Annotated in this window: 9 protein-coding genes; 2 read left to right on the top strand and 7 right to left on the bottom strand. The window is 59.0% G+C overall.

What is annotated here, in order from left to right; genetic code table 11:
* Positions 1 to 37 precede the first annotated feature (37 nt).
* The 5 genes from rpoC to rplA all read right to left on the bottom strand — a co-directional run bounded on the left by rpoC (position 38) and on the right by rplA (position 11668).
* Entirely contained in the window at positions 38 to 4228 is a 4191-nt protein-coding gene (rpoC, locus tag WCA10_RS09435; protein WP_472822257.1) for a DNA-directed RNA polymerase subunit beta', read from the bottom strand.
* A 200-nt stretch (positions 4229 to 4428) separates the two neighbouring features.
* On the bottom strand, positions 4429 to 8907 hold the full coding sequence (gene rpoB / locus WCA10_RS09430) for a DNA-directed RNA polymerase subunit beta (protein WP_472822256.1): 4479 nt from the start codon (positions 8905 to 8907) through the stop codon (positions 4429 to 4431).
* 731 nt (positions 8908 to 9638) lie between these two features.
* A complete protein-coding gene (gene rplL, locus WCA10_RS09425; protein WP_472822255.1) occupies positions 9639 to 10016 on the bottom strand; it encodes a 50S ribosomal protein L7/L12 in 378 nt (125 codons plus the stop codon).
* 214 nt (positions 10017 to 10230) lie between these two features.
* Positions 10231 to 10767, bottom strand: coding sequence for a 50S ribosomal protein L10 (rplJ, locus tag WCA10_RS09420; RefSeq protein WP_472822254.1), 537 nt, complete (start codon positions 10765 to 10767; stop codon positions 10231 to 10233).
* Between the two features lie 193 nt (positions 10768 to 10960).
* On the bottom strand, positions 10961 to 11668 hold the full coding sequence (rplA, locus tag WCA10_RS09415) for a 50S ribosomal protein L1 (RefSeq protein ID WP_472822253.1): 708 nt from the start codon (positions 11666 to 11668) through the stop codon (positions 10961 to 10963).
* Between the two features lie 342 nt (positions 11669 to 12010).
* On the opposite strand from rplA, the gene WCA10_RS09410 reads away from it, so the two are divergent.
* The gene (locus WCA10_RS09410) at positions 12011 to 12964 is read left to right on the top strand and encodes a vWA domain-containing protein (protein ID WP_472822252.1); all 954 of its coding nucleotides are present in this window, start codon (positions 12011 to 12013) and stop codon (positions 12962 to 12964) included.
* 317 nt (positions 12965 to 13281) lie between these two features.
* Entirely contained in the window at positions 13282 to 16269 is a 2988-nt protein-coding gene (locus WCA10_RS09405; RefSeq protein WP_472822251.1) for a M14 family zinc carboxypeptidase, read from the top strand.
* Between the two features lie 333 nt (positions 16270 to 16602).
* On the opposite strand, the gene rplK is transcribed toward WCA10_RS09405, so the two are convergent.
* Together rplK and nusG are read right to left on the bottom strand one after the other, a co-directional pair.
* On the bottom strand, positions 16603 to 17040 hold the full coding sequence (gene rplK, locus WCA10_RS09400; protein ID WP_472822250.1) for a 50S ribosomal protein L11: 438 nt from the start codon (positions 17038 to 17040) through the stop codon (positions 16603 to 16605).
* A gap of 163 nt (positions 17041 to 17203) precedes the next feature.
* Positions 17204 to 17324, bottom strand: a 121-nt coding sequence (nusG, locus tag WCA10_RS09395; protein WP_472822391.1) for a transcription termination/antitermination protein NusG, incomplete at its 5' end; no start/stop codon positions are given.

Here is a 17324-nt window from a genome sequence, read left to right as displayed (position 1 = left end):
CCGGACCTTCTGTTCACTGACCACTGACAACTGTCGGTTACTCGGCTGCCATCTCTTCGGCTTCGCCTTCCTGGCGCATGAGTTCGAGTTCGCGCTCGGCGGCTTCGATCTCTGCCGAAACCTCCTGCTGGACGCGGGCTGCCGCTTCTTCCAGTTCCGGTGAGAGCTGGACGTTGCGGTAGTACTCAAGGCCCGTGCCTGCCGGGATAAGCCGGCCGACGATGACGTTCTCTTTGAGGCCGCGGAGATTGTCGATCGCTCCGTTGATGCTGGCCTCGGTAAGCACGCGGGTCGTCTCCTGGAAGCTGGCCGCGGAGATGAACGAGTCGGTCGAGAGCGAAGCCTTGGTTATGCCAAGCAGCAGCGGACGACCGAGTGCCGGACGGCCACCTTCCCTGACAATGCGCTCGTTCTCTTCGCGGAAGCGGAAGCGATCGACCTGCTGTTCGAGCAGGAAGTTCGTGTCGCCCACTTCGTCGATACGCACCCAGCGCAGCATCTGCCGGACAATCACTTCGATGTGCTTGTCAGAGATGGCCACGCCCTGCAGACGGTAGACTTCCTGGATTTCGTTCACCAGGTAAGCCTGCAGTTCCTTTTCGCCCAGCACGGCAAGAATGTCATGCGGGTTCAAGGGACCGTCCATCAGCGGGTCGCCGGCACGAAGGCGTTCGCCCTCCTGCACGTTGACGTGGATGCCGCGAGGCACCGAATACTCCTTCTCGTCGCCGTTGTCAGCCGTAACGTAAATCTTGCGCTGCCCCTTCTGCACTTCGCCGAACCGGACCACACCATCGATCTCGCTGATGATGGCCGTTTCGCGCGGCTTGCGGGCTTCGAAGAGTTCCACCACGCGCGGCAGACCGCCCGTGATGTCCTTGGTACGCGTCGACTCCTTCGGGATCTTCGCGAGCACATCGCCCGGCCCCACCTCATCGCCATCCTGCACCATAAGGTGCGCACCGCGAGGCAGCAGGTACCGCTTGTGCGTCTTGGCGTTCTTGACGACAAATGCCGGCTGACGCTTCTCATCGGGAGCATCGGCAACCACCCAGCGCGACAGGCCTGTGACTTCGTCGACTTCCTCGTTGAGCGTGATGCCTTCCTGCAGATCCTTGAACTGCACCGTGCCGCCGATCTCCGTGAGGATGGCGTAGGTGTAGGGATCCCACTCCGCAAGCAGTTCGCCGAGCTTCACAGCCGCGCCGTCCTTCACCCGCAGGCGCGCACCGTATACCACCTGGTAGCGCTCCTTTTCACGGCCGCGTTCATCCACGATCGCGAGTGAGCCGGAGCGGTTCATGGCAACGAGAGTGCCGTCCTTGCTCTCGACGTGGTTCAGGTTGATGAAGCGCACGAAGCCGTTGTTCTTGGCATCGAGGCGCGACTTGTCCTGCACGCGGCTGGCGGTTCCGCCGACGTGGAAGGTGCGCATGGTAAGCTGCGTGCCCGGCTCGCCGATGGACTGCGCCGCAATTACGCCGCAGGTTTCGCCGAGCTCGACCATCCGGCCGGAGCCGAGGTTGCGTCCGTAGCACAGAGCGCAGACGCCGCGACGCGATTCGCAGGTCAGCACCGAGCGGATCTTCACCTTCTCGACACCCGCACCCTGAATCGCCGAAGCAATGTCTTCGTCGATCGGCTGGTTGACTTCGACAACCACGTTGCCGTCGTAATCCTTGATGCGCTCAAGCGATACGCGGCCAATGATACGATCGCGCATCGGCTCGATGATTTCGCCAGATTCGACGATGGAACCAACGTAGATGCCTTCGCTCGTACCGCAGTCGTACTCGGTGACGATGACGTCCTGCGCCACGTCGACCAGGCGGCGTGTGAGGTAGCCCGAGTCGGCAGTCTTCAGTGCCGTATCGGCCAGGCCCTTACGCGCGCCGTGGGTCGAGATGAAGTACTCCAGCACCGTCAAGCCTTCGCGGAAGTTTGCGGTAATCGGCGTCTCGATGACTTCGCCCGAAGGCTTGGCCATCAGTCCACGCATGCCGCTGAGCTGGCGAATCTGCTGCTTTGAACCGCGGGCGCCGGAGTCGGCCATGATGTAAATCGGGTTCATGGCTCCCTCGTCATCCGCCTTCTTCATGTTGCCGAACATCTCGTCCGCAACCTGGTCAGTCACAGCCGACCACATCTGGATGACTTTGTTGGAACGCTCGCCGTTGGTGATGGCGCCGTCCATGTACTGTTTCTGGACCTCGATCACCTTCTTGTCGGCTTCGTCCACGGTGGTGTACTTGCTGGCCGGAATGACCATGTCATCGAGGCCAACAGACAGGCCGGACTTGGTGGCGTAGTTAAAGCCCAGTGCCTTGATGCGATCCAGCATTCCAACCGTGACCTCAAGACCGAGGTTCTGATTGCAATAGTTCACCAGCTGACCGATGCCCTTCTTCTTGAGCAGGCCGTTGATGTAGGGCATGCCCGAAGGCAGTGCGTCGTTCAGAATCACGCGGCCAACGGTGGTGTTGATGTACTCGTTATTGAAGTCCACCGGCTCGGTATGCGTCAGGTCCTGATCGTCGTAGGCGGTGGTCATATCGAGCACCTTGCCCGTGTAGCGCAGGCGGATCGGCGTCAGAGTCTCCAACTGCCTGGCTTCAAGCGCCATCAGGATCTCTTCCGTATTCGAGAACACGCGGCCTTCGCCGATGCCACCCTTCTTGGCCTTGGTCAGGTAATACAGCCCAAGCACCATGTCCTGAGTTGGAACGGTGATCGGCTGACCCGACGCCGGCGAAAGAATATTGTGTGATGCGAGCATCAGCACGCTGGCTTCAATCTGCGCCTCAGGCGAAAGAGGAATGTGCACGGCCATCTGGTCGCCGTCGAAATCGGCGTTGAAGGCGGTGCAGACCAGGGGGTGAATCTTGATAGCCTTGCCTTCCACCAGCACCGGCTCAAACGCCTGAATGCCGAGGCGGTGAAGGGTTGGAGCGCGGTTCAGCAGCACGGGGTGATCCTTGATGACTTCTTCAAGGATGTCCCACACCACCGGCTCCTGCATCTCCACCATTTCCTTGGCTTGCTTGATGGTGGTGCAGTGGCCCGTCTGTTCCAGGCGGTGATAGATGAAGGGCTTGAACAGCTCAAGCGCCATCTTCTTGGGCAGACCGCACTGGTGCAGCTTGAGTTCTGGACCGACCACGATGACCGAACGGCCGGAGTAGTCGACGCGCTTGCCGAGCAGGTTCTGACGGAAGCGGCCCTGCTTGCCCTTCAGCGTATCCGAGAGCGACTTCAGCGGGCGGTTGTTGGCGCCGCGCAGCACACGTCCGCGCCGGCCGTTATCAAACAGCGCATCCACGGCTTCCTGCAACATGCGCTTTTCGTTGCGCACGATCACTTCAGGCGCGTGCAGGTCCATCAGCTTCTTCAACCGGTTATTGCGGTTGATCACACGGCGATAGAGATCGTTCAGATCCGACGTGGCAAAGCGGCCGCCATCCAGCGGCACCAACGGGCGCAGCTCTGGAGGAATGACCGGCAGTACATCGAGAATCATCCACTGCGGCTTGTTGCTGGACTTGCGGAATGCCTCTACGACCTTCAGGCGCTTGGCATACTTGATCTTCTTCTGCGCTGAGGTCTCGGTCTTCATCCGCTCGCGCAGTTCCAGGCCCAGCTCTTCGATCTGGACACGCTTCAGCAATTCCTTGATGGCCTCGGCGCCCATCATGGCCTTGAAACCGGAGGGACGATACTGCTGGTCGAGCTCGCGATAACGAGCTTCGTCCTTGATGATCTCGCGCTCTTTCACCGGAGCGTCGCCCACGTCGACCACGACATAGGACTCGAAGTAGAGAATGCTCTCAAGGTCGCGCAAAGAAATATCGAGCAGGTGGCCGATACGCGACGGGAGGCCCTTGAAGAACCAGACATGAGAACAAGGGGACGCGAGCTCGATGTGGCCCATGCGCTCGCGACGCACTTTGCTTACCGTCACTTCGACGCCGCACTTGTCGCAGATCACGCCGCGGTGCTTCATGCGCTTGTATTTCCCGCAGAGACACTCCCAGTCCGTTACTGGTCCAAAAATGCGTGCGCAGAACAAGCCATCGCGCTCCGGCTTGAAGGTGCGGTAGTTGATGGTTTCCGGCTTGGTGACCTCACCATGCGACCAGCTGCGGATTTTCTCCGGCGAAGCAAGCATGATGCGGATAGCGTCAAAATCGGTAATCGGGCTGGTGAGTTCAAACGGGTTTGAACGAAACAAGGCGACCCTCCTTGGCGAGCCTTTCGGCATTCGCCGCGGTATCTCCCGGGATTCTTTTAGCGGGTCCTTCCTTCCCGGGAAGCGGCGGTAACCGCTTTCAAGAAGGACACCGAAAAACTCTGGCTGAGCTTTCAGCTATCAGCCGTCAGCTTTCAGGAGCTTGTCGCCACTGAAAGCTGAGAGCTGAAGGCTGACAGTTGCTAATCAGCGACTGCCGCAACTTCCGGCGCAGGCGCTTTCTTAATCAGGTCCGCGCGTTTGATCAATTCCACGTCCAGGCACAGCGACTGCAATTCACGAATCAGCACGTTGAACGACTCCGGCACACCCGGCTCGATCGCCGCCTCGCCCTTGACGATGGCCTCGTAAATCTTGGTACGGCCATAGACGTCATCGGACTTGGCAGTGAGCAGTTCCTGCAGGATGTATGCAGCGCCGTATGCTTCGAGAGCCCACACTTCCATTTCGCCAAAGCGCTGTCCACCGAACTGCGCCTTGCCACCCAGCGGCTGCTGCGTGATCAGCGAGTACGGTCCGATCGAGCGAGCGTGAATCTTGTCGTCGACCAGGTGCGAGAGCTTGAGCATGTAAATGTAGCCCACCGTGACCGGCTGCTCGAATTGCTCTCCCGTCATGCCGTCGAACAGCGCCGTCTTGCCGGATGAAGGCAGACCGGCCGAGGCCAGCAGAGCCTTGATCTCGCCTTCCTTGGCGCCATCGAACACCGCGGTTCCAAACCAGATGCCGCGCTGCATGCCGGCACCGACACGAAGCAGCATCTCGTCATCGAGTTCGAGAAGCTGACGCAGCGTCGCGGTTCCGGCAAACTCCTTCTTCATCAGTTCGCGCGTTGCCTCAACGTCGCTGTTGGCCTTGATCAGTGCAGCAATCTTGGCGCCCAGCGCATGTGCGGCCCAGCCAAGGTGCGTTTCCAGAATCTGTCCGACGTTCATACGAGAAGGAACGCCGAGCGGATTCAGAACTATTTCCACCGGAGTGCCATCGGGCAGATATGGCATGTCCTCTTCCGGCAAAATGCGCGCGATCACTCCCTTGTTGCCGTGGCGGCCGGCCATCTTGTCGCCGACCGAAAGCTTGCGCTTCATGGCAACGTAAACCTTGACCAGCTTGATTACGCCGGGAGGCAGTTCGTCACCCTTCTGCAGCTTGGCAATCTTTTCATTGGTGATCTTGCGCAGCACTTCAATCTGGCGCGAGGTCATCTCTTCGATCTCATCGATCTGCTCGTTGACGCGAGGATCCTTGTCGTTGTAGCGGATGCGCTTGAGATTCTTCGTCGAGATGCGCTCGATCGTTTCGCGGTCCAGGATTGCAGCCTTGGTGATCAGGCGCTTGTTGGTCCGCTCGTCGTGCAGATCGGCCAATACTTCCTTGCCGCCCAGAATCGCTTCGAGACGCTTCAGACGCTCGTCCGTAAGAATGCGGATTTCGTCGCCGAGGTTCTTTTCGAGCTTGGCAACATAATCTGCCTCGATCAGCTTGGCGCGCTCATCCTTCTCCTGCCCCTTGCGCGAGAAGATGCGCACATCGACCACCGTGCCTTCGATACCCGGAGGGCAGGTAAGCGAAGCATCGCGCACATCGCCGGCCTTTTCGCCGAAGATCGCGCGCAGCAGCTTCTCTTCCGGTGTCAGCTGGGTCTCGCCCTTGGGCGTTACCTTGCCGACGAGGATGTCGCCGTGGCCGATCTGGGCGCCGATGCGGATAACTCCGCTCTCGTCGAGATCGCGCAGCGCATGCTCGCTGACGTTGGGAATGTCGCGCGTGATTTCTTCGGGTCCTAGCTTGGTATCGCGCGCCTCGATCTCAAACTCCTCGATGTGTACAGAGGTGTAGTAGTCCTCGCGCACCAGTTTTTCGCTGATCAGGATCGCGTCTTCAAAGTTGTAACCGCGCCATGGCATGAAGGCCACCAGAACGTTCCGTCCCAACGCCAGCTCGCCCTGCTCCGTGCACGGCCCATCGGCGATGACCTGCCCCTTGATAACGCGCTCACCCTCGCGCACAACCGGCTTCTGGTTGATGCAGGTGTTCTGGTTCGAGCGCTTGAACTTAATCAGTGTATAGATGTCCGAACCAACTTCACGCGAAAGCTGCGTGGGATGATGCTCGCCTTCGACGCGCACAATGATGCGCTCGGAGTCGACCGAATCCACGATGCCGTTGCGCTTGGCCAGGATCACAGCGCCCGAATCGCGGGCCGTAACGCCTTCCATGCCGGTACCCACCAGCGGAGCCTCGGCCACAAGCAGAGGAACCGACTGGCGCTGCATGTTTGCGCCCATCAGCGCGCGGTTCGCGTCGTCGTGCTCGAGGAACGGCACCAACGATGCGGCTACCGAGACGAGTTGCTTCGGCGAGACGTCGATATAGTCAACGTCCGTGCGATTCACCAGCACGAAGTTCCCCTGACGACGCGCATTCACCAGGTCCTCGGTGATCTGCCCTTCGGCGTTGAACTCGATGTTCGCCTGCGCGATGGTGTGCTTATCCTCTTCCCAAGCCGACAGGTAGAAGCTGTACGGCATGTAGTCGATCTGCCGCTTGTTTGCCTTCTTCAGAGAGGCATTCAGCTTGATCGCTTCTTCCTTTTCGATGTGGTCGCCGACGCGAAGCCCGCTTTCACCTGCGTTGACGATCTCAACGTAATCCAGGATGCGCGAGTCCTTCACCTTGCGGTAAGGCGACTCGATAAATCCGTACTCATTGATCCGTGCAAAGCAGCTCAGCGAGCTGATCAGGCCGATGTTCGGACCTTCCGGCGTTTCAATCGGGCAGATGCGGCCGTAGTGGGTCGGATGTACGTCGCGGACTTCGAAGCCTGCGCGCTCACGCGACAAGCCGCCCGGCCCAAGTGCCGACAAACGGCGCTTGTGCGTAATTTCCGACAGCGGATTGGTCTGGTCCATGAACTGCGACAACTGCGACGAACCGAAGAACTCGCGAATCGCGGCCATGACCGGCTTGGCGTTGATCAGGTCGTGCGGCATCGCCGTCGACAACTCCTGATACACGCTCATCTTTTCCTTGATGGCGCGCTCCATGCGAACGAGGCCGATGCGGAACTGGTTCTCCATCAATTCACCAACGGCGCGCACACGGCGGTTGCCGAGGTGATCGATATCGTCCACCATGCCGATGTTCTTGCGCAGCTTCAGCAGGTAACGGATGGTTCCGTAGAAATCTTCCGGCGTCAGGGTGCGATGGTCGAGTTGGGTTGCGTCCTGATTCTCGTAGAGCTTGATGTTGAACTTGAGACGGCCCACGCGCGAGAAGTCGTACTTGCGCGGATCGAAGAACATGCCTTCGAACAGAGCAGTCGCCGTATCGAGCGTCGGCGGATCACCGGGGCGCAACTTGCGATAGATTTCGATCAGAGCCTCTTCCGGCTTGTGTACCGAGTCGCGCTTCAACGTGTTGGTGATGATGTTGCCCACGTCGTCGCGTTCCGGGAAGAAGAGTTCGAAGCTCGTCGCGCCGCTGGCCATCACCTTGTGCAGGCGATCGGCAGTCAGTTCCACGTTGGCTTCGACGATCACTTCGCCGGTATTGAGGTCAACGATGTCGGCGGCCGTGATAGCTCCATCGAGCTCGGCGGACTCAATCTCGATCTTGTCGATGTTGGCGGCACGAATCGCCTTCAGTGAGTTGGCCGTGATCTTGCGGCCGGAGTGCGCAATCTCTTCGCCTTTGTGCAGGACGGCGTGCGCCGGTTTCGCTCCCACAAGGTGTGTCGACACCTTCTCTGCGGCAACCGCCCACTGCAGCTTGCCATCGGCGATGTGGATGCGGTCAATCGTGTAGAAGGTCTTGAGAATCTCCTCGTCGGAGCGCAGACCAAGCGCGCGCAGGAAGATCGTTCCCAGGAACTTGCGCTTGCGGTCGATGCGGACGTAGAGCGTGTTCTTCTGGTCGTACTCGAACTCCACCCACGATCCGCGATAGGGAATGATCTTGCCCAGGAAGTAAGTGCGGTTGTTCGCTGTCTCAAAGAAGACACCAGGCGAACGATGCAGTTGCGAAACAATCACGCGCTCCGTGCCGTTGACAATGAATGTCCCGTTCGGCGTCATCAGCGGAATGTCGCCGAAGAAGACTTCCTGCTCCTTGATGTCGCGAATGGTCTTGTTGCCCGTCTCCGCGTCCTTGTCGTAAATCGTCAGGCGAACGGTCACCTTCAACGGGGCAGAGAACGTCATGCCGCGCTCTTCGCACTCCTGCTGGTCATACTTCAGCTGCAGGCCGACAGGGTCGCCGCACTTGTTGCAGAAGTCGGGAACGTTCTTGTTGTACGTTCCGCACTTGTGGCACAACACGTCACCAGGAAGAAACGGATCCGTGATGACCATCGCTCCGCAATGGGTGCAGGCAGTACGCAGGTGATGAAGACCCTTGAGGTGGCCGCACTTGCACTCCCAGTTGCCGATGGAGTAGTCGACGAAATCAAGCTGCGAGATGCCGCGGAAGTCGGTAATGGGGAAAACTGAAACAAACACCGACTGCAGCCCTGAGTCGTCGCGCTCGTTGGGCAGCTTGTCCATCTGCAGAAAACGCTCGTATGAGCGACGCTGCACTTCGATCAGGTTGGGAATCTGGGTTGCGGTAGGAATCTTGGAAAAATCGAGCCGGCTGCGAATCGCGCGCTTCTCGTTAGGCATGCATCACTCCTGAGTCTCGTCACATCCAACGCAAATCCCGCCATCCAGGTTTGCGCCGGGCCGGCTCCCGAGTCTCGAGGCGCCGGCAGTTTACGTAGAAGAACCGATGATTCGGACTGGCCCCCTGCACGTAGCCAATCCCGTCCGAAACGTTCGGCCACAATTCAGCCGAGCTTCCGGAATCTCCGCGCCAAGCGTGTTTACTTGATTGAGGCGCAGTGAAAATTGCGCCACAGGCGTTGTCGCACTTCAGAGTGTTGGGCTAAACTGCGCACAATCGGTAGCAGGCCTGCCGGAAAACCCGGCCCCGAATGCCTGCAAATGCATGGTAGATTTCGCCGTAAAGCCTAATCTGCCGTGGTAGAGACACAAATGCCCGCGAGGACACAACTCCTCACGAGCGCGGCTTACTGCCGATGCTCCCATCCGATTTTTGTTGCACTGCTATCGCCGATCCCAAAGCTCGCTTCTGCTGCCCGCCGCCTGCCAATCGACATCCGTCTCCGGGAAACCCGCCTATCCCGATGACACGAGAGCACTTAACTTCGTGTTGACGTTCGCCCCATGGCTGCTTGGCCCAGCCGAGGTGCGAACATTTGTGCCCTTTGACTCTTGATTAAGACGCGCTGTAGTGGTTTTCGCCCAAACCGTGGAAATTCCAGCATGGGCCGAAAAGACGCGCAACGTTTATCGTAGCGCGTCCCGGCTCGTCTTGCAAGTCGCGTACCAAACTACTTGATTTCGATGGTTGCGACGCCTTCGAACTTCTTCTTGATCGCCTCAGCCTCGTCCTTGGTCGCGCTTTCTTTCAGCGCCTTGGGAGCGCCGTCAACCAGGTCCTTGGCTTCCTTCAGGCCGAGCGAGGTAACCTCGCGGACAGCCTTGATGGTGTTGATCTTGTTCGCGCCGAAATCCTTCAGAATGACCTGGAATTCGGTCTTCTCTTCAGCCGCCGGAGCCGCTGCCGCACCGCCGCCGCCGGCCGCTGCAACCGGGGCTGCCGCTGCTGCCGAAACGCCGAGGCGCTCTTCAAGCTTCTTCACCAAAGACGCTGCCTCAAGCAGGCTCAGGCTAACAATCTGTTCTTCCAACTGTGCGAGATCCGCCATTTTTGTTCTCCATTCAAATCCGATTTGTTGAATTTCCCGATCAAGACGAGATCCTTGTCCAAAATCCCGCCCCACGCAGTGGAAGTTTCCGATGCGCCAGACCCGCGCACTTCCCGCCTGCTTAAACCCTTCAGTTCACAGTTCGAAGTTCTAAGTTCACAGCCTTTGAAAGCCCGACTACGAACTTAGAACTACGAACTTAGAACTGGCGCCGCTAAGCGGCGCCTGCAAACTTTTCTTTCTCCACGCCCTGGTTGATCACCACCGCCAGGTCGCGTCCCGTCGCGTTCAGAACCGTAACCAGGCGCTGCGCTGGTGCATTGATGAGGTAGAGCAACTTGGCAAAGATTTCTTCCTTGCCCGGCAACGTCGCCAGCGCCTTGACCTCTTGCACGTTCAGCAGCTTGCCGTCGACAATGCCCAGCTTGAACTGGAACTCCGCGTTCTCGCCCGCCCACTTCGCGAAAACCTTGGCCAGCGCCACCGGGTCGCCCGAGGTGAAGGCAACCGAATTCACGCCCTTCAGGCCCTTCAGCGCAGGAGCGATCGAGGTGCCCTCGCTCGAAACCGCAGCCAGCTTGTTCTTGACCACGCGGTACTTGCCACCCGCCTCGCGAATGACCTTGCGCAGTTCATAATCCTTGGCAACGGTCAGCTTGCTGAACGTGCCGATAATTGCGGTTGTCGAGGTCTCAAGCTCCTTCGCCAGCAGCTTGACCTTCTCCGACTTCTTTGCCTTTGAAATTGCCATGTCAAACTCCAGGGATCAGGGCTCAGAGATCAGGGGTCAGCTTTCAACAACCCCGATTTGAACTCCCGACTCCCTCCCGCCCGCGCAGGGCGCTCGTTTCAAATGCTCTTTTCAACTTCTTCGGCCCACCAGGATTCTCAGCCGCGTTACCGCATTCAACTGATCCCTGATCTCTGACCCGTAAAACCTGCTTTTAGTGCTTGCCCGCCGCGTCCGCCACGGCTGAATCCAGCGGAACCCCGGGGCCCATCGTTGAGCTCAGGGTCACGCTCTTGATGTACTTGCCCTTTGCCGCCGAAGGCTTGGCGCGCACGATCGACGTAATCACCGTGGTCGCGTTCTCTACCAGCTTTTGCGGATCGAAACTCAGCTTGCCCACCGGCACGTGCACCAGGCTGGTCTTGTCGGCGCGAAACTCCACCTTGCCGGCTTTGATCTCTTTCACAGCCGCGGCCACATCCTGGGTCACGGTTCCCGTCTTTGGATTCGGCATCAGGCCCTTCGGTCCGAGCACCTTGCCCAAGCGGCCGACAACCTTCATCATGTCGGGCGTCGCAATCAGCGCGTCGAATGCCGTCCAATTCTCTTTCTGGATCTTTTCGACCATTTCTTCGCCGCCCACAAAGTCAGCGCCGGCTTCCCGCGCTTCGTTCTGGCGATCGCCGGAAGCAATCACGGCAACAGTCTTGGTCTTGCCCAGTCCGTGCGGCAGAACGACAGTTCCGCGCACCATCTGGTCGGCATGCCGGGTGTCGACACCCAAACGCATGGTCAGGTCGACGGTCTCGTCGAACTTGGCGTACTTCACTTCTTTGAGCAGGGTGACCGCTTCGGTCAGCGGATACGCGGACTTGGTTACAGCCGCACGCGCCTTCGCAATATTCTTGCTGGATTTTGCCATCGGTTCCTCGTCTCCCACCGCAGTTGCCAGCCCCTTTTTCGGGGAACCTGGAGGCTATGCGCCTGAAACCTTCGGCGCTTACGCCATCGAACAGGTCCAAATGCCGTGGTGCCATTGACGGCCCAAGGACTTCCCCGGGCACATCCATGAATGATAGCGAAATGGTACCCAAAATGCAAACATCTCCGGAACCGCGACTTTCCTAAGCTCTTCCCCCTGGGCAGCTTATCCCCAGCACCGAAACAAATCTCACGATATGGCATCTAACAGAGTGAAGAGAGTAAAGGTATTGCACCCCAGCCAGAGGTCGATTGAGCGGGTGCTCCAATGAGGAATAACATTATGAAAAGATTAGGATTATCCGTTGCGTTGGCCGCAATCGCGATCTTCGCGGCTTTCCCAGCGTTTGCTCAGAAGTACAATCAGACCGGCCAGGGGCGTGCCGTAGTCACGATTTTGCCGTCGGCCAAGAACGGCACGGTCGGCAAGGTGCCTGCACAGAATCTCAAGCTTAAGGTCAACGGCAAAGACTCCGCGGTGACAAATTTCACCCCGCTCGAGGATGCCAACAGCCCGGTAGAGCTGGTCCTCCTGATCGATGGCGGAGCGCGCACGAGCTTGGGATCCGAGTTCAGCGAACTTCAGAGTTTCGTCAAGGAAATGCCGCCCAACACCAAGATGACCATCGGCTACATGGACACTGGAAGTGCGAAGCTTTCCGGTCCGCTTTCTTCCAATGCAGCCGACGTGCTCAAAGGCCTCCACCTGAGCACCGGCTTTCCCGGCTCGAATGCCAGCCCGTACTTCTGCCTTTCGGACCTCGCCAAGAACTGGCCCTCCCATGATCGCACCGCTCGCCGCGAAGTCCTGATGATCACCGACGGCGTGGATAATTACGAACGGCGGTACGACCCTGAAGATCCGTACGTCGCAACAGCGATCAACGACTCGGTGCGCGCCGGGTTGGTCGTTTATTCCATCTACTGGAGAGACATGGGGCGCTTCAACAGCGGCTGGTATGAAACTAATGCCGGACAGAACCTCCTGTCAATGGTGACGCAGGCAACGGGCGGTAACAGCTACTGGGAAGGTCTCGGCAATCCTGTTTCGCTGCAGCCGTTCCTGCAGGATTTGCGCCGGCGCCTGAATCACCAGTACGAGCTCACCTTCACAGCTCCGTCGAACGGAAAGCCTGAGGTTGAATCAATGAAAGTCGATCTCAAGGTCCCGTCCGCGAAGGTCGACGCCCCTCAGAAGGTGCTGGTGACTGGTCCCGTAACTGCGCGCGGCGAATAAGGGCGTAGAAATACGGTGCGGCAGTCGGAAGGGGACAGGATTACCAGATTACTTTACTGCCCCTTTTTACCGAGACAACCATCGCCCATCCATCTGCTTGAGTTTGCTCTCTATTTCTGAAATCGAACCCGATACCGTATAGTTTCTTGAAACCGGCAATGCACGGACAGGTTCTTCGATCTTCAGCATCCGCACAAGGCCCGCCGAACCCCATTGCCGCTCCTCTGCCACGCACGAAAGAAGGCGATCCCGAGGTCCCCCGATCTCATACTCGCCTCACGTTGCGTGCGGAAGAACCCTTTCAAGAGAAGAGGTATATGAAACAATCCCGGTTGGCCTTGGTTTTTTTTGCTCTTTGGATTTTTGCCGCAGCCGCTTCACTTCACCCGCAGACCCTCAACACCAGCTTCGCCCGTGACCCGCAACAGCCCGTCGATCAGGAATACACCGACCACATCCACAAGTACACAACCGACCCGTCGTTCCTGTCGCCGCTGGTGGACTACCTGCCCGCTTCCAAGACCGTTCCCACGCCCGCAAAGACCTTGGGCGATGTCTCCGGCGCGCCCGATATGCTGCCCTACGCCGAAGACGTCTACAAATACTTCCGGCTGCTTGCGGCTGCCAGCCCGCGCGTAAAGGTCGTCACCATCGGACACACCGAAGAAGGCCGCGAGATGATCGCCGTGGCCATCGCCGATGCCGACCTCCTTAAGAACGCCGACGCCAACAAGCAGCGCCTGGCCCAACTCGGCGATCCGCGCACCATCAACTTCGACGACGCCAAGGCCCGCGCGCTGATTGACCAGTCCTACCCCGTCTACTACATCACCGGGACCATTCACTCCATCGAAACCGGCGCGCCCACCGCGCTGATGGAGCTGGCTTATCGCCTGGCCGTCGATGACTCACCCTACATCAAGTACATCCGCTCGCACATGATCGTGCTCATCACGCCCGTGGTCGAAGTCGATGGCCGCGACCGCATGGTCGACATCTATCGCTGGCACAAGGCCCACCCTAACGAGAAGTGGCCGCACCTGCTCTACTGGGGCCACTACGTTGCCCACGACAACAATCGCGACGCCATGGGCATGACACTCGACCTGACGCGCAACGTGCTCGACACCTACATCGACTGGCACGCGCAGGTTCTGCATGACCTGCACGAATCCGTGCCCTTCCTCTACGACAACACCGTGGGCGACGGTCCTTACAACGCCTGGGTCGATCCGCTGCTCGCCGACGAGTGGGCCGAACTCGGCTGGAACAACGTCGCGCAGATGCAGAACTTCGGCATGCCCGGCGTCTTCACCCACGGCGACTTCGACACCTGGAGCCCCGGCTACCTCATGTTCCTCGCCTCCATGCACAACGGCATCAGCCGCCTCTATGAGACCTTCGGCAACGGCGGCGCCGACACCGAAAAGCGCATCCTCACGCCCGAGGAATATTCGCGCACCTGGTACCGCCAGAATCCGCCACTGCCCATCGTCACCTGGTCGCAGCGCGACAACAACAACTACGAACAGAGCGCGCTGCTGTCGACGATTTCGTACTTCGCGCAGCATTCGCATCACTTCCTCGAGAACTACTACATCAAGAGCAAACGCTCGATCCAGAAACCGACCCTCGAGGGCCCCGCCGCCTATGTCATTGGTCCCGATACCGCCGAAACCAATCGCGAAGTTGAGTTGCTGAAGGTGCTCAAGCGCCAGCACGTCGAGATCCAGCAACTCTCTGACGCCGTCACAGCCGAGGTTCCCGGCGCAAAGCGCGGCGATAAGCCAAAGCAGCAAACCTTTGCCGCCGGCAGCATCGTGGTGCGCATGGATCAGCCGTATTCGCGCATTGCCGATGCCCTGCTCGACCGCCAGTTCTGGGCGCCCGACGACCCGCAGAAACATCCCTACGACGACACCGGCTGGTCGTTTACCCACCTCTTCAACGTCAAGGTTGTACGTGTCACAGACCCCGCGATCCTCAAAGCCGGCATGAAGCCCATCGACGATCCCGCCGCGCTGGCCGGCAAGATCGATGGCGCGGGTTCGATCGTCGCCGTCAACAACACCGGTCAGATTTCCCTGCTCTCTCTGGTTTACAAGCTCAAGGACGCGAAGATCCAGGTCGCCGAAAAACCCTTCGACGCCGATGGCAAGCACTTCGCCGCAGGCTCGCTCCTCATCAACAATGCCGATGACAAGGTCGCCGCCGCGCTCCACGATCTTGCGCTTGACGGCACAAAACTCGGCGCTGCACCCTCCGTCGCCATGCATGACGTCGCAGCCCCGCGCATCGCATTCATGCACACCTGGCTTGCCACGCAAACTGAAGGCTGGTGGCGCTACGCCTTCGATACCGCCGGCATTCCTTTCGACTACATGAGTACGCAGGCCGTCGCAAAAGAGAATGACCTGCGCTCGAAGTACGACGTCATTATCTTCGCCCCCGTCGGCCATTCCTCCTCGCTCGACATCATCGACGGCCTGCCGATGTGGAACAACGCCATGCCATGGAAGAAGTCGGACATCACACCCAACCTTGGCCGCATCGACTCCACGGACGACATCCGCCCCGGCCTCGGCTACGAAGGTCTCGAACATCTCAAGCAATTCGTCGCCAAAGGCGGCTTGCTGATCACCTGCGAAGACACTGCGCAGTTCGCCGTCGACACCGGCCTCGCCCCAGGCGTAAGTGTCGTGCCCCATGGCGAAGCACGCATCGTCGGCTCCGTGCTCAACACCGTCTTTGTTGACAAAGACAGTCCCATCGCATCAGGCTATGGAGCGAATCTGTCCGTGATCAGCGCCAACGGCATGGCCTTCAATATCAGCAACACCCTCGGCCGTTCCCGCGGGCGCCTGCTGAAGGATCCCTACTCCGAACGCCCCACCGGCCGCGGCACACTCGAAGAAAACGACGAGCCCCTCGGCCGCAAAGCCGTCGCAGCGGAGCCGCTCGAAAAGGTTGAACCCTGGCAGGCGAAGAAGCTGAACGAAGAACAGACCCGCAACAACTTCTCGGTCATCCCGGAAGCAATGCGCCCTGAGGTCATCCTGCGCTTCGCCGGTAGCAAGGACCTGCTGCTCGACGGCCTCCTCGACAAGGCCACCCCCATCGCCGAGCACGCCATCGTGGTCAATGCGCATCTTGGCCAGGGCAGCGTGCTGCTCTTTGGTAACAACCCCATCTATCGCGGTGAAACCATCGGCGACTATGCGCTGGTCTTCAACGCAATTCTCAACCACGATCACCTGGAGAGGAAACCCGCTGCGCCTGAAGAAAAGATGGAAGAGAAGAAGTAGACGCTCGGGCCTTCAGTTCCGGCGGACGCTTTGGCGCTATCCGGATTGATAACGGAGGGTCGCTGCCGCACTTTGGACTTTCCGTGGAGCAGCGTTCTGTGTCATGCTTTTAACCATGGGAAGCAAAGACAAAGGTAGAAAAGAAGCCAAGAAGGCGCCGAAACCCAAACCGAAACCCGAACCAGCTCGGCGCGAGATCTTCACCCCTGCTCCGCCGAAGTAAGAGTTCCGGAGCAGAACTCCGAACGTTTCCGTAATCATTGCGAACGCAGAAATGCCCTCCCCGCGGGGAGGGCATTTCGTTTACGGCAATAGTAGTAAGCCAGTCCGGACTTACCCTACAACCTCAATGCCCATTGAGCGGGCCGTGCCCTTGATGCTCTTGACGGCCGCATCAATCGAGGCGGCGTTCAAGTCGGGCATCTTCTGCGTGGCAATCTCGCGCACCTGCTTCTCGGTCACCTTGCCCACTTTGTCCTTGTTGGGCGTACCTGCGCCCTTGGCGATGCCGGCTGCCTTCTTCAGCAGAACAGCCGCGGGCGGCGTCTTGGTGATGAAGGTGAAACTGCGATCGGCATAAACCGTGATGACAACCGGAATAATCAGCCCGGCCATCTCCTTGTTCTGCGTCTTGGCGTTGAACTGCTTGCAGAACTCCATGATGTTCACCTGCGCCTGGCCCAGCGCGGGGCCAACCGGAGGCGCGGGCGTCGCTTTGCCCGCCTCGATCTGCAGCTTCACATACCCATTAATCTTCTTCGGAGGTGCCATGTCGTTTCCTTTGAAACCAGCTTTTAGCCTCTAGCTCTGAACTCAAGGCTGGTCATTTCCTCATGCAAATTTTGGTGTCGAATCTTCAGTGTTCGCTCGCAACCGGCTGCGGCTAGATCGCCAACCCGGCTAGAAGCTGAAAGCTAATGGCTGAGAGCTTCAACTACTCAATCTTTTCCACTTTGCCGAACTCCAGTTCGACCGGCGTTGAGCGCCCGAAGATCGTCACCATCACCTTCAGTGTCTCGCGATCTTCGTTCACTTCGTCCACCACGCCATTGAAG

The organism is Occallatibacter sp. (genome assembly GCF_049582745.1).
Classification (GTDB): Bacteria; Acidobacteriota; Terriglobia; order Terriglobales; family Acidobacteriaceae; genus Telmatobacter.
The sequence above is the reverse complement of the archived record's forward strand: the minus strand, read 5'-3'. Positions and strand labels throughout refer to the sequence as shown.